This is a genomic window from Paenibacillus gallinarum (assembly GCF_014836635.1).
GTDB classification, from domain to species: domain Bacteria; phylum Bacillota; class Bacilli; order Paenibacillales; family Paenibacillaceae; genus Paenibacillus; species Paenibacillus gallinarum.
The window spans coordinates 366,376-379,912 of the sequence record NZ_JACSQL010000002.1 but is presented as its reverse complement, the minus strand read 5'-3'; the positions used below and the strand labels follow the sequence as shown (position 1 = coordinate 379,912).

Sequence of the window (13,537 nt, the reverse complement as noted above, 5' to 3'; positions counted from 1 at the left end):
CCCCGCGGTGTGAACGAAGGGCACACGCCGGTCCTAGAGCCACTTGCTTTTTATCTTCGAAGGGAGGGGGGGATGTCTCAAAATTTTTTCTTCCCCCAACACAAATAAACCGCTAGACGATTGCCCTGTTCGTCTTCGGCTTATGGATCCTTACCTTCGATTGTTTTACTTCCTTTTTACGACTTCCTTTCTCGGGATGTTCTTTGTTGTGGCATGATTCGCAGATGGACTCAAGGTTATCTTCTTCAAGTCCTTTGTCCCAGTTGTCTAACAGTGGTTCAATGTGATGGACTATGTTAGCAATGGTTAGTCTGTCTTTCTTAAAGCATTCCTGACATAAGTAATTGTCACGCTGTAGAATGATTAACCTAACCTTCTGCCATGCTGCACTCCTATAGAATGCTCTTGCTTCTGGATTTCTTTTATATTTATCATACGCTTTGTTACTTAACATTTTGTTATCGTTGCTCATTGTATTGAGTCCTTAGTACTTCCATCTTCTCTTTGATCAGTGTCTTGATCTCTTCTTCCTTCTTTATAGCAGCAGCTTGTCCATCAGGTACTAGTATCCCCCTGTGTACTTGGCGAATCTGCTCCTGTAGATCCCTGATCTCTGGGTCTGTATAGAAGACAATATACTCATGCTTGCAATGTTCACACTCGAAGTATGTCTTCTCTACTTTATCGCTAATGTCTACTGTTATGAATCCATTGATATTGAATTCTAATTGACATCCTTTATTACAAATTGCCTTCATTAAATCCCCTCCACTAAACACAAGAGACTCTTATACTTTTCTTAAAAAGATCGTGCCCGTAAGAAACATCCAGATAGGTCGTATCGCTAGGTATTGTAAATAAGGATGTGAAGTAATAGTCATCAGCACTCGCTTCAGTTACTGTCACCTCAGTTTTCTCACCATTGTTATCTGTCACCAAAACCTGACCAGTCTCAATTTTATTTGAGTCAAAGTTTAGAGGAGCTCTTAATCTTATGCCTATCGTACTCCCCGGTGATACAGAAGAACTCACTTCTGTCGTGAACGTTTTATCAAACACCTTCAACTCTACATCTTGAGCTGCTGAGTATGCTAGAGAAGCATTCCAAGCTGTATTAAAGGCGATCCAACCCTCGGTATAACCTGCGTCTGCGTTAGGGTCAAAAGGGTACGCACTCTCTTTAGGCGCTCCGTCAAGGACTCCCTTAACTGCCATCAACATACCCGCGCCACCCTCGAAAAACTCAGGCCAACCAACGTCAACTCCCTCTATTTCTTTAGGACCGTCATAACTGTAATGTCTGCCCATTGGATTCCGTCCGAACACGTTGTCAATTTGGGAAATGGCGATCTCGTGTAGACGATTATTAACACTGGTGTTCTTAATTACTCGCAAGGCAGCATAAGCAGAAGCCATGAACCCTGCAACGTTACCCGGCTCATTATAACTGTTCAGCCCGCCTGTCCATTGATCTAATGCCCCACCATCGTTAGGATCAGCGTACTTTCGCAAATCCCACAGATTTCTTGAACGCTTAATCATTGTGTCAGCCCATACTTCGATCTTTTTTCGGATGCCCGCCGGCGCTTTGTTTGGATATTTTTCTAGAAAGTATGCCAATCCTGTGATGGTTGCATGTTCGCTCATACGCTGTCCTTTTGTATACCTCGGATCGTTAAGATCAATCTTATTAATCAACCAATCTGCATTGTTATATGCAGCATCAAAGAACTGCTGATAGTTTGCAATCCCATCCCTCTTCGCTACTTCATACATGAGCAGATTCGGCTGGATTGAGTATCCTGGCGGTTTTTCTCCTTTGATACCACCTATGACTTTCTGAGTGTGAAACAAGTTGTTACTCTTTAGTCCCGTATCATCGTACCATTGCAGATCACAAATTGGGTTCGACCATTCTTTCAGGGTATAATCCCGAATTTTCAGATAAAATTCACGGCTCACATATTTGCTGATAAACGGATACAAATATAAGAAGTGAGCTAATTGAGCTTTTGTTAAGGCGTGGTGACTGTGCCCTTTGTTGACTGCTAGGTCGTAGTACCGCAACGCTCCGAACTTCATGAGCCATATGATATCGGGTTCGTTTTGCACACGTAGCTCAGGATACTCGCAAGTGCTTAAATTGGATATGCCATAAGGCATTCGCTCATATGCGCTTGGATTAGCCATGTATTGTAACGCTAATGTGTTTAATTCAAAAGAGAACTGATGGCTGTCTCTCCAACCAATGGAGTTTCTGCCCAGTAAAAATGTATCGCTTCGTGACTCATCCATAAACCGCAAAGCAGGTCCAATGGATACTCTTTGCATCCAGTACTTACCTATGTTGAAATTTGTTGACTTTGAACCCTCACATGCAACGTAATAAGCACCTTCTGTGTTAAATGTTGAAAAGTCAGCAATGTTTCCTGTAACTGACCCTGTAAAAACAATACTGTCATCCGCTGATTTATTCACCGTGAACGCAGTTCCATCAGCAACGTTTGTTATAGTTGCGCGTTTCGGTTTACCTGTATCAAATCCACTTTGGTTCGTTAAAACAACTACGGAATCAGTGTCTGTGGTCGGCGGTTGGATCGTGATAGGGTCGGCTGCATTCGCTGTCGAAACATACTTGATGGCACTTGTTCGATTAATAGAATAACTAACCGTCAAAGAAACGACAATTGCTGTATCAGCTATTGCACTGACTGTGCAAACCTTAACCCATTTATCTGCATTGTTTTTTTGGTCGATAGTCTTAACCCATGAACCATTTAACGTTTTTATTGTGTATTTTGCCGCATCTGTATTAGATGTGCTCGCCGGATACCATACGTATATTTCATAGTTGCTCGTTTCAGGCGCGTATCCACTCCACTTCGCTACATCCCCCATAGTACTGGAATATCTAGAAGGGACTGCATTATACCCTGCAAGTCCACTGACTGCCCAAGTACCGATTTCAGAATATGCTACGTCACCAACGTTAATTATTGTCTCACTCATACTATTGGCTCCACTAAGAATCTATGCGCTCGTGCCGTTCCAGTAGGCGTCCCGGTTTTGCTGAGTCGTATGCCGACCTTTGTGTTTCTCATCAATGTAACGTCGCCCGCAGTAAAAGTATAATTAATAAACAATCTTCCGTTGATATACACGCGACATATGTTATCAGCAGAGAAAATCTTGATCTCATATTCTTCATTATCGGCAACTGCAGAAGGTGAAGAGGATGTGTTTAAGTAACTGATAGTCCCCCCGACACTCCGCATCAATTGAACCTCTGTTTTAGAAATTCGGGCCATATGAAAATTTTGGGCATCTGCGGCATGGAATATTAAATTGAAATGCCTTTGATTTGTTCCTAATAATTGCCCACTAAAAATACAGGATACAACCAAATCTGACCTGCCGCAGTCCATCAACAACAAGTCTCCACTTGTGTCTGTAACACTGTATAGCTTATTTTCAATTATCCCATGTGTTCCGGTTACGGAATCCCATGAAAAGCCAAGATCTGCATTGCCTACAGTTGTTGTACTATTAGCTCGTTTAGCCGAATCATAAACTATGGGCTTAAGCAGGGTTATTGGTTCGCTAGCGGTGAATAAAATATCATCTCCACTCGACTTTTTTACTAAATATGTTCCTGCTCCGAGATTTTGAGGGATAGTTACCGCTGGATTTCTATACCGCGACATAAGATACACCTTCTCCACTTAACGATGCGTCAATCCAGATCAGATTTGTATTTGTTACCTCGAAGTCATACGACGCACCAGGCTTAAGCTTTACGCCATACACTGTCGATGACACGTCTGATCCGCCTGCGTAGATATAACCTACATTTGTGTCCTTGGCGATCACAGTTACTATTCGGCTTGGAAAAGCTGGAAGTTGTACCTTACTCCCGGCAGTCACTACGTTTTGTACAGCTCCTTTTACATTAGACCCACTTGAGGATGTTCCTCCTCCAGAACTCAAAGAAGTTATTCCCGAAGGTTGCGAAGACTGTGCCTTACCTTTAATTGTGACATTACCGCCTGCGATAGCACTAACTCGCGCCCGGAAAGAAAACCCTGCTGGAACTTCAACTTTCCAAATTTCCGGCGCTGTGTTGCTGCCACCGATGGTTTGGGTACCAAACTTAGTTGGCTCCAATATATTGAATGCGGTATGTGGCATGTAAACCCCACTTGGGCCTGCTAACTCAAATACGATCGTGCGACTCGCACTTGTTCCGACAACCTCAAAGGTTAGTGTGCAATTCCCATCTACTGCTACAAAATCATTACCGTTACCTACTGTTGTGATTGCATTTTGTAGAGTCACATCGCTAACCGAATTCTTAATTGTCACAAAAGAAGCGCCGTTCTCCCCTTGAGAATACTCGTATTCATCTGTCTTAGAGTTGAAATGTTGTGGTGCTAATTGATTGTTTGCTGCTTTCTTTAATGCTTTATTTACTGCTGGCATAATAATCATCCTCCTGATATTAGGTTAGTTCGTCTTTTTCTATGACCCTACATAATCCGCATTTTTCTCCCCCCTCTCCATAATAAAAAAAAGCACCCATTCGAGGCGCTTCTTTTTTATCGATTTTAATTAGGATGTTTTTCATTCCTTACAAATGTAATTATGTTTTGATTAATTCCTGACACTGCCTGTGGAGTAACCGAATGAAGTTCCCATCCATCAAGGTAATTCTTGTTTAAGAATTGTTGGAAATCAGCTGCATCTCCAATAAATCCATATGCTTCAACTTTATATTGTTGTTTTACCATCGACATATCCCCCCTCACTTTGTTTGATTCTACGGAAGGGGTCCAACTCCTTTAAAAGAGGCGCGTGAAAAACAAGCCAGCTTACGCCAGCTTCTCTACTTGATATAGAAATTTCACAAACACCGGATCTCTAAGCTTTCCAGCTCTAGTCCAGTTCCTTATCTTTACCTGAGCTCCTATAATCGGTTCTAGATAAACATAATCATCTGTTTCTCCGGTCTTCAACTTACTGCTGATCTTGTATAACTCTTGCTTTGCTTTGGGGGATACACCGAATCTTATCATCCCTGCAGGTTTAACTTCACCGTCCGGCTGCTTTACTCCAGCTATCCATCCAAACTCACTTTTGCGATATCCCATAATAATGACATCTACGTAAGTCCAGTTAATCACTTTTAGCCAGTCAGCAGATCGTCTCCCTACATAGGTACTATCCAATCGCTTCGCAACCATGCCTTCCATCTGAGTAAGTTCCATTTGTTTGAATAAGGATTCTCCTGCTCCTTGTACATACGGAGTCTTTCCCATCCTTGGATTGTTGAAGGGGATCTCCTGCAGCAGAGCCTTTCGTTCATGTAGTGGAAGCTTACGAGTATCCTGTCCATCATAGTGAAGGATATCGAATACAACGTAAGTAACCGGTAAAGTCCGTGTGTATAGATTGATCTTATCTTCTTTCCTCGCTAGGAATCTCTTCATAATAAGTTCGAAGTCTACCCTTCCTGTCTCTGGATCCACACATGCTATCTCTCCATCTAAAACAATGTCCTTATCAAATGGATTCTCTAGAAGTTCTGGATACTGTCTTAGGCATTCTGTACGGTGCCTTGTATATAATTTGGTCTTTCCTGCCTGGTTCGAATAAATCAAGCGGTGACCGTCAATCTTTGGTTCAAATATATATTGATTGTCTGAGAAAGGCGATTGTGCCGTTTCCAATAACATCGGATTAATGAACATAAAAACACCTCAGAATCAATTATACCGTTTAGTTTCGACTAGATCTGAGGTAAGTCATGGAAGCCTCCTATATAAAATTAAAAAAGCACCCAAGCCTGTGTTATAGACTGGATGCGTACCGTATTGGATGCTTTTGTAGTTCTATATTAATATTCCACTCAATCATTCTTTAAATCAGGTCTAATAGCTAGAAGGTAATCTCGAACTGCCAAAATCAAACGATTCATATCGCTGGTTTTCTTTCCATGATTAGGATATTCATAGATATATCTCCACTCTGTAAAAGCTCTATCCACTGCACTTAATAAATCATCGAAGTTCCTATCTAAAAATTCTTGCCGGTTTGGATCGCTACTTTTAGTACTTCTATAACGCGACCTTATTGCTGCTTGATCTTCTTCGGGCAGTGAATTATAAAGGTCAATAATATTATGCAATCTCTTTATTTCATTATTCCGAATATAATTAAGACATTTTAAATAAAGCTCTATGGAGAATACTCCGTTTACCATTTCAGGGATTCCTATACTCAGATCAAGTTCCTTTCCCTCTAAAGATTCACCGATATCCTTCGTAAGTTCACTACTAATAAGATTTGTCGCACGAAAAAACAATTCAGCTTGTTGAAAAATAAAATACTCTTTCGACTTCTCCAATTTCGATCACTCCTCATGCAATAAATTCAACTTTAGAGTGATCATTCCTGCAAAGCTTTTCAAGTAGTTTTATATCCCGACATTATTGACGCTGCCGGCTGCGCTCTCGATCCATCCCTTAACCGCTGAGATCACGGCTCATTTTGAGGAGGCTTTGCAGGAACGGAGTATAAAGGTTATCAAGAAAATTTTATCTTTTCCCTCTTGGAATCGAACCAAGGTCTTCCTTTCGGTACTCTACCATTGAGTTAAGGGAATATGTTATGCGGCCGCCGCTACGCTAAGTAATTCGGTCGTCTCGATGGCCTTCGGCAAAGAAAAAACACCCCGAAGGGTGTTACATTAAACTTTCATCTATTTCCGCCATTATTTTTTTAATTCCTTCTATAGCGGCTTTGTCACTATCAATCGACTTATTAAGTTCCTCTTCAGTGATCCACCCTTGAACGTGACCATAATTTTTTAATTCAGCTTTCGTTTGTTCAAGGCCCGCGATTCTGGCCTCAAATTGGGCAATATTCGATAAGCAAACCTGCTTTTCTAAAGCAGCATTAGTCAATTTATTATTCACGCTTTCACCCCCCTCCCACAAAATCATTCGCTAGGAGAAGAGTTTATTCCTGTTTTTTGCCTTTCTTCCAACAGTTGGGCATCATGCATACTTGCTTAGTGCCTTCCCATCTGCCATATACGCAACCTTTACATTTCTTTGGTTGCTCATAATGTATCTCGTCACTGTAATAACTTAGAGGCATTGTTATATCCCCTTCCAAAATAAAAAAAGCCGCTGAATTATCAGCGACCAATATACCTCGTCTATCCTATTTTTTAGGTAACGATTTCCAAACATTTTCAAGCCAACTATCTAGCTTGTTTCCTTTATCTCCATCATAAGTATCATATTCAACCGGTTTAGTTTGTTTGAATTTCTCTTTAAATTCAGAAAAATCATGGCCTTCCGGTAAACTGTTTTTAATTTTTGCGAGATTTTTATTAATATCCTTAATTAGATTTCCACTCTTTTTCTTCGGCAACTTTACATTCTCACCAAAAGACTGGAGCCCTAAAAAAGCAGCATGCTTCACACTATATACATCATCACTGTTCATACGGCGCCATAAAATATCTTTTGACTCTTGACACTTCCATTTGCTCAATTCTTTTACCGCTTCAAGTCTAGTCCTCCAACTTGATCGATTGTTCGCATCATTTTTTAATTCTTCGTAATTGTTAGGTTTTCCCTCTGTGTATTTGTTATTCATACAACAATTTATCCTCCTAATAAACTATTTACTAGGAACAATTTACCATTAAATACAGTGCTTATAAAGACCTTGACAGGATTCGAACCTGCCTATACCATGAAGGCCATAATAAAAAAGTAGGGCATCAAACCCCACCTCACACCATACCCTTGACGATTAACGTCTAAGGAAGTAATCTTACCTTCCCACAGCATGGCCGAGTACCTACTGTGATAAGGGTTTGTAGGAGCACCCGGGTTGTTAGCCCTATGCTCCTACTTTAGAACGGTATTTGTGTCACTTTAGTCCCGTGTTAGTCTCACTTTAGTGTCAAAAAAAAGAAGCCACTCGTAAGTGGCATCAAACTCTAAAAAATGTTTACCATCATGTTAATTCCGTGAAAAGCTCCGTATTATCGTGAATGTTTCCAATGATTTCAGCCCATTCGTTGATTTCGCTAAGATCTAATGATTCACACACATACTTACCATTGATGAACTCCACTATTTTCTTACCGTGTTTTTTGTGTTGCAGGATATCGCCTTCGCAAATCTCTACATTGTTCTGATCAACTAATCCAGTGTATTGTCCAACGGTGTTAGGATCTACTAAGTGATCCGTGAAATACTGAAGTCTTGTGCTTCCCTGCGGATCAAAAGTTGGGACAATAATAAAATGTTCCTCAGATAAGTCTTTGTGGCCATAATATCCTATAATCCATTCAAAAGTATCTTTTCTTTTTCCTCGAAACTTGATTTCTCGCATGACCATTCCTCCAAAAATGAATTTACCTCCGAAATTCTTTCAGTTCTATATAGAGTACACCAGACAATTTCAAACAATTTGCAATCGTTCTTATTCCAGCATCTATACGTCTGTTTATTGTTGATATGCTGGTGTTTGATACATATTTAGCGATAGTGTATTTATGTTTCCCTACTGTTATATATCTATGGGTAAGTATTTTGTTTACTTCCTCATCCATTATAAGTTTAAATGCCGTGTCAATTTCAGGCAATAACCTTTTTGCATATTCTAACAATGCTCTTTCTTCCGAACTCAGAATCAGTTTTTCTGAATAAATTTGGAGATTCCGATGCATTAGACGGTAATTTTCGAGATGCTCTTTTGCTTGTTGGATGTCACGCTTATTAGCCTTTGGGAACAATTCCATTTGTAACACCGCCTCCATTCTCCATCCCCCCGCTTATAAAATATCGAATAAGTCCAGCTGCCCTTCATTACCTACCTGACTGGCATCTTGTATGAGACCTTCTTCTAACCACTTTGCTGGTGCTTCATAAAGCTTGTCTTGCCATATGGGTTCTCCTGATCTTGTATGAGCTGGGTTCTTTGCCTCAGCTTTCTTACTCCAAACCCAATATGTTTTCGCTTTTACCATCTCGTTGTTAGATGACATATTGACTCACTCCTTACCGCCAACCGCTTCTCTTAATATCGCTTCAATCTCTCCAACATTTTGAGGACCACAACCCCATGTCCACTCCAATGCTTCTTTAATTGCCTTTTCCAGTCTGTCTGCACGTTCTTTCTCGGCTTTCTGCGCCTCTCTCATAGCTTTATATTTATCATGTAAAGATTTGTACTCACCACTGGTTACACAGTCACCTGCAAGCCCCTTGTAAGCTAATTCAGCTATGATCGCACGTTCTTTCTCTTCAACATATTTTTGGAGCCAGTATTTCATTGCTTCAATTGGCTCTTTGTGATCATCCAACCCTAAACGGTTATAAGCTATTAAGGCTTGTTCGCAATCATCCATATCCTGCTGCCAGTCTCTATTCATCCTTTACTACCTCCAACCTATCATAACCGGACTCTCTTCCACACTTAGGACAGAAAAAGAAAGCATCTTTTGCATTTGGTTCTTCAATCAGAGTAATATCGTCTCCGCCAAAAAATATTCTCGTTGCATGATTCCACGCATCTCCACTAGATGATTCATTGCATTTTCCACATTTATAGCTTGTATCTCCCAGCTTAATGGTGGGTACTGGCGGTAAAGTATTGACTAAGTAAAAGTCAGGCTGCACTCCATCATCTATCACATACCATTTTGCTTGCTCGAATAAAGAACTACAGTTCATCGATGTAAGGTGTGTGCCGATCAATTTTAAAAACTTATTTAACGCCATAGGTTGTCTAAGATCCACGCCGTACTTGTTAATGCTGTTACTTAACAACCAACACTCACACTTTATATCGCCATCACATTTCAGCATTATTTCAAATGGCACTTCTCGCCACTTCACATCTATAAGGTGATCTTGTTTACTCATTCCCTGACCCTCCTAGAGCAGCATATTGCTCATGTAACGATCCAGCTATATCCTCACCTGCTATTCCTTCCTCGTCCAAGGGTTTAACCTCAAATGGTGACATGCCGCCGCTATATCCGTCCAAGAGTGTTAAAATGCTGAATGCTACTCCATCACATTTCTCAAGATCAGTTTTGTCAGAAAGATTTGCCCAATACTCCACAATTCCATGCTTTATATGTTCTAGAAACTCTTTTGTTATCTCTTGTTTACTCATGGTCTACCTCCCCAGGAAGGTTTAATAGGTGTTTATGATCGTATATGTTGCCTAGCTTTCTTGTTCCCTCTGCCCAACAATATCTCCGATCAAAATCAATAAATTCCGAAAACCATAGGTATCCATCGGGCAAAGTATCGGCAACAAACATATAGCCACTGCCGCAATATTGTACTTTACAAGTGTGCTTATGCCAGTCATACTCAAGCTCGGCAATATCTCCGTCATATAACTCTTCCTGCTCATCAGTATCGTCATGTACTCCGGTGTATTGACCTACTGATTCTGGGTCGACTTGGTACGTACCGTTAGCTGTGTACAACCAGTATTCCTTGCCACCATCTGTTAGTTCGACTACGTGGACACCCAACCCATGCACCCATTGATCATCGCCCACAAGAGGCTCTATGCTTATACCACGGAATTTGTATTCTCTCATTCCCTTTCATCCTCCCCTTTAGCTGGTTCCAGGGCCTGATGAATAATTTCAAATGCACGGCTTATAGCGTTCTCAGGTTCTCCCCATTGCAATGCTTTTTGTGTTTCTTCCAGCGCCTTACGTAGTCGATTATTTTCCTCACGAAGTTTGCTTTCTTCTGAAGCTATAACTCTGCGAGAAACAATTTGTCCGTTGATGACTTTGCTTTCTATATTCTTCATCCCTGTTATCTCTCCCTTACTTGGATTATGGATCTATACGGCCTCCGGCTGTCGCCTAAGTATTGCGGTCGATTCGGAGGCCTTCGTCCATTGATTTAAGCTGATGCTTTCTCCGATTCTTCAATAATTCTAAAAAACTCACTAGCCTTCATTTCCACGAAGCCTTCTGGCGCTTTTCCGTCTGCTGGGTCAATCGAACAAAACAACTTGCCATCTTGCTCGAATAATCGAGTTTTATAGCTACCTCCGCCAAATGATCTGAAATATATAATGGGCATCGGTCTCCGTTTAACTTCTAAACCAGCATCTTTCAAAGCCTTGACCCAAGCCTTTCCAACCTTAGAAGTCGTTCTGAACTTCCTCAAACCATTCATTGGAGTGCATAGCACTGAACCAAACATTTCGTTATCTTTTTCAGTCGGAACAATGTAAACCTCTCTGTCGGTAACATAATATTCTTTAGATTCAACTCCAACTTGATCCTTAAACTCCTTGTATACTTCATTGACTTGATCAGCATTTTCTTTGTAATCAAACCAGTCTTTATGCAAGCTGCATTCTTCAGTTACTGTGTAGTATTTTTCCATCGTATTAGCTCCTTAGTTTTGGTTTTTGCGGCACAGCCGCCATCGTCTCGACCGAATCCGCTTAACGTAGTGGCGGCCGTATAGAGGGTTTAGCTGGCATCAAAGTACATTTCAAAATCTTTGCCACAACCATCATCATCTTCATCACAATGAAGAGTGTATGTCTCTCCACATTCGTTTTTATCTTCTTCAAGCCACTCTTGGCCGCAATATGGACATTTCACATTAGTTGAAAGAATAGTTACTTCGGTGTCTGAGTATGTCCTATGAATCCTCTTCATCTGTCTATCTCCCCTCCCAGGGAAAGAGGCTATGCCTCAGACCCTAACATAATCAATATCTTCAACTGATATGAAAATCTCTGCATACTCTTCAGGACTTATAATCTGTGTCATGCCTCTTGGCGTAATTTCGTCCTCAACTTCTATTTCTGTTCCAGGAGCAATTTCGATCCCCATAAACATGTGTTTCAATGGTTTGTTTACCGTCGCCTTCATCTGTTATCTCTCCTTTAAGGCTGTATAGCCTGTTAATTAGCAGATCAATTCAAGCTGGCCGTTTGGAAGTGATCTCAAGTCATTCGGCTGCTCAATGAAATCTTCTGCCAGCAATACTTCAAAGATTGCTTCTAGAACTGGTACAACAATGCTGTTACCTGCTAACGCATATAATGTGGCGTTTCTTAAACCCTTTTTCATTGGAAACTCATTCAACATCAGATCAAAATCATCATCATCAAAGCCCATTAAGCGCCAAACTTCTCTTTCCGTTAGATACCGGTATTCCGGTTTATCAGCAGCTCTGATGATTCCTGCATTCGGGCATCTGTCTTGCCTTTCAGTAATCGTCCAACAAAATTCATCAATTACACCTAGTCGCCTTTTATATGAATCAGTTGGCTTAACTGGATTAAACTCTTCAATTTTATTCAGCATCGATGGAACATTTATTAAGTAGCGCGGATCCGTCACATTATTTTCAAGGAATTCCTCAATCGATCTCATCTTTCTTTTTCTTAATTTATTAAAATCGAATGGATTTCCATCTAAGGTTGATACGCAAAAGACCCTTTCCCTTGCTTGAGGGATACCGAACTCTCTTGCGTCAAGAACCTGAAAGCTGTTTGTATAGCCCATGTTAGAAAGATTTAATAAATAATCATTAAAAGATCCTACCGCTTGCTTTTCGAGTACCCCGACAACGTTCTCCCAAATAACCGCTCTTGGTTTCCACTCTCCCATGGTTCTGACGATCTTAACAGTTTCGTGCATTAAGGAACTTCTCGTTCCGCTGCCTTCCTCTGCTCCACGCTTTTTATTTTCCTTGGCTGTGTGAGAGGAATATTGGGCTACTGAGTTATCCTGACAAGGGCTACCATGCACCAAAATATCAGGTTTAAGGTTCCAACCAACAATGTTTTGTGGTTTGTGCCTGTGATCATACAGAGCGTTATAAGCCCTTACTCTATTTTCTTTGATCTCTACATAATCAATTGCTTTATGATCAACACCTAGATTGATCAGGGCTTTCCTTGGTGCCCCGATCCCCCCAAACAGTTCAAGTATTTTAATCAAGGTAATCAGACCGCCTTTACTATCTCAATTCCGATATCCTTGCAATTTGTACTTCGACATTCATTGCAACCCGGTTCTTCCAGATCATCTTCTACATAAAACTTCCGGCCACAATCCTCACATTCATGCTTGATCCAATATTCCATGGTCGTTCCTCCTTTAAGAAGTTGTGACTCGCAATTTATAATCCAATCCATACTCTTTATTGATCTGATTTAGATAGATTTCATACTCAGCCAGTGCCAATTTCATCGCATCATCGTTTGGGATAGTGTTGAAATTTACCTTTGTACCTTTGCTGTTAGGTTTTAGCCATTTCTTAGGTTGCATCCGGTCGTTAATCATGCCGAGCCAGATCCGCGCTTTCGCTTGTGCATACGTCTTGCCATCGACTTTATGTGTAAGGTTCTTAAAACTCATTTGACCACCGACTACTTGAAGATTGCTTAGCTCTTCTTTTTTATCACTCATTGTTTATCTCTCCCTTATTAGGCTTTATCTGAGAAAGAGGTC

The 13,537-nt window shown here is 40.8% G+C and carries 24 protein-coding genes; all 24 read right to left on the bottom strand.

The window, feature by feature from the left end; translation table 11 throughout:
* Nucleotides 1-112 precede the first annotated feature (112 nt).
* The gene (locus H9647_RS06765; protein WP_191798995.1) at nt 113-472 is read right to left on the bottom strand and encodes an HNH endonuclease; all 360 of its coding nucleotides are present in this window, start codon (nt 470-472) and stop codon (nt 113-115) included.
* Nucleotides 459-758, bottom strand: coding sequence for a hypothetical protein (locus H9647_RS06760; protein ID WP_191798994.1), 300 nt, complete (start codon nt 756-758; stop codon nt 459-461). Before H9647_RS06760 ends, H9647_RS06765 begins: the two co-directional genes overlap by 14 nt.
* A 13-nt stretch (nt 759-771) precedes the next feature.
* Nucleotides 772-3,009, bottom strand: coding sequence for a golvesin C-terminal-like domain-containing protein (locus H9647_RS06755; protein ID WP_191798993.1), 2,238 nt, complete (start codon nt 3,007-3,009; stop codon nt 772-774).
* Nucleotides 3,006-3,704, bottom strand: coding sequence for a hypothetical protein (locus H9647_RS06750; protein WP_191798992.1), 699 nt, complete (start codon nt 3,702-3,704; stop codon nt 3,006-3,008). The genes H9647_RS06755 and H9647_RS06750 overlap by 4 nt, the downstream gene beginning before the upstream one ends.
* Entirely contained in the window at nt 3,691-4,479 is a 789-nt protein-coding gene (locus tag H9647_RS06745) for a hypothetical protein (RefSeq protein ID WP_191798991.1), read from the bottom strand. The genes H9647_RS06750 and H9647_RS06745 overlap by 14 nt, the downstream gene beginning before the upstream one ends.
* A gap of 125 nt (nt 4,480-4,604) precedes the next feature.
* Nucleotides 4,605-4,787 (bottom strand): hypothetical protein, encoded by a 183-nt coding sequence (locus tag H9647_RS06740; protein WP_191798990.1) that lies wholly within the window; start codon nt 4,785-4,787, stop codon nt 4,605-4,607.
* Nucleotides 4,788-4,868: 81 nt separating this feature from the next.
* Entirely contained in the window at nt 4,869-5,747 is an 879-nt protein-coding gene (locus H9647_RS06735; protein WP_191798989.1) for an ATP-dependent DNA ligase, read from the bottom strand.
* 158 nt (nt 5,748-5,905) lie between these two features.
* Nucleotides 5,906-6,403 carry a hypothetical protein gene (locus H9647_RS06730; protein ID WP_191798988.1) on the bottom strand — a complete coding sequence of 166 codons (498 nt, stop codon included), beginning with the start codon at nt 6,401-6,403 and terminating at the stop codon, nt 5,906-5,908.
* A 337-nt stretch (nt 6,404-6,740) separates the two neighbouring features.
* Nucleotides 6,741-6,974: a hypothetical protein gene (locus H9647_RS06725; RefSeq protein WP_191798987.1), complete on the bottom strand. Its 234-nt coding sequence runs from the start codon at nt 6,972-6,974 to the stop codon at nt 6,741-6,743.
* 250 nt (nt 6,975-7,224) lie between these two features.
* Nucleotides 7,225-7,665, bottom strand: a complete 441-nt coding sequence (locus H9647_RS06720) for a HEAT repeat domain-containing protein (protein WP_191798986.1) — start codon at nt 7,663-7,665, stop codon at nt 7,225-7,227.
* Nucleotides 7,666-8,031: 366 nt separating this feature from the next.
* Nucleotides 8,032-8,412, bottom strand: coding sequence for a YopX family protein (locus tag H9647_RS06715; RefSeq protein ID WP_191798985.1), 381 nt, complete (start codon nt 8,410-8,412; stop codon nt 8,032-8,034).
* A 22-nt stretch (nt 8,413-8,434) separates the two neighbouring features.
* On the bottom strand, nt 8,435-8,839 hold the full coding sequence (locus H9647_RS06710; protein WP_191798984.1) for a hypothetical protein: 405 nt from the start codon (nt 8,837-8,839) through the stop codon (nt 8,435-8,437).
* Nucleotides 8,840-8,854: 15 nt separating this feature from the next.
* Complete coding sequence (locus H9647_RS06705; RefSeq protein WP_191798983.1) at nt 8,855-9,067, bottom strand: hypothetical protein; 213 nt, start codon at nt 9,065-9,067, stop codon at nt 8,855-8,857.
* 6 nt (nt 9,068-9,073) lie between these two features.
* Nucleotides 9,074-9,454: a hypothetical protein gene (locus H9647_RS06700; protein ID WP_191798982.1), complete on the bottom strand. Its 381-nt coding sequence runs from the start codon at nt 9,452-9,454 to the stop codon at nt 9,074-9,076.
* On the bottom strand, nt 9,447-9,947 hold the full coding sequence (locus H9647_RS06695) for a hypothetical protein (protein WP_191798981.1): 501 nt from the start codon (nt 9,945-9,947) through the stop codon (nt 9,447-9,449). The genes H9647_RS06700 and H9647_RS06695 overlap by 8 nt, the downstream gene beginning before the upstream one ends.
* Nucleotides 9,940-10,203, bottom strand: a complete 264-nt coding sequence (locus tag H9647_RS06690; RefSeq protein WP_191798980.1) for a hypothetical protein — start codon at nt 10,201-10,203, stop codon at nt 9,940-9,942. Before H9647_RS06690 ends, H9647_RS06695 begins: the two co-directional genes overlap by 8 nt.
* Complete coding sequence (locus H9647_RS06685) at nt 10,196-10,642, bottom strand: hypothetical protein (protein ID WP_191798979.1); 447 nt, start codon at nt 10,640-10,642, stop codon at nt 10,196-10,198. The genes H9647_RS06690 and H9647_RS06685 overlap by 8 nt, the downstream gene beginning before the upstream one ends.
* Complete coding sequence (locus H9647_RS06680; protein WP_191798978.1) at nt 10,639-10,863, bottom strand: hypothetical protein; 225 nt, start codon at nt 10,861-10,863, stop codon at nt 10,639-10,641. Before H9647_RS06680 ends, H9647_RS06685 begins: the two co-directional genes overlap by 4 nt.
* 95 nt (nt 10,864-10,958) lie before the next feature.
* Nucleotides 10,959-11,450 (bottom strand): hypothetical protein, encoded by a 492-nt coding sequence (locus tag H9647_RS06675; protein ID WP_191798977.1) that lies wholly within the window; start codon nt 11,448-11,450, stop codon nt 10,959-10,961.
* 89 nt (nt 11,451-11,539) lie between these two features.
* Entirely contained in the window at nt 11,540-11,731 is a 192-nt protein-coding gene (locus H9647_RS06670) for a hypothetical protein (RefSeq protein WP_191798976.1), read from the bottom strand.
* Between the two features lie 36 nt (nt 11,732-11,767).
* Nucleotides 11,768-11,947: a hypothetical protein gene (locus H9647_RS06665; protein WP_191798975.1), complete on the bottom strand. Its 180-nt coding sequence runs from the start codon at nt 11,945-11,947 to the stop codon at nt 11,768-11,770.
* Between the two features lie 36 nt (nt 11,948-11,983).
* Nucleotides 11,984-13,024, bottom strand: a complete 1,041-nt coding sequence (locus H9647_RS06660) for a DNA cytosine methyltransferase (RefSeq protein ID WP_191798974.1) — start codon at nt 13,022-13,024, stop codon at nt 11,984-11,986.
* Between the two features lie 5 nt (nt 13,025-13,029).
* Complete coding sequence (locus H9647_RS06655) at nt 13,030-13,170, bottom strand: hypothetical protein (protein ID WP_191798973.1); 141 nt, start codon at nt 13,168-13,170, stop codon at nt 13,030-13,032.
* A 13-nt stretch (nt 13,171-13,183) separates the two neighbouring features.
* The gene (locus tag H9647_RS06650) at nt 13,184-13,495 is read right to left on the bottom strand and encodes a hypothetical protein (protein ID WP_191798972.1); all 312 of its coding nucleotides are present in this window, start codon (nt 13,493-13,495) and stop codon (nt 13,184-13,186) included.
* Nucleotides 13,496-13,537: the final 42 nt, after the last annotated feature.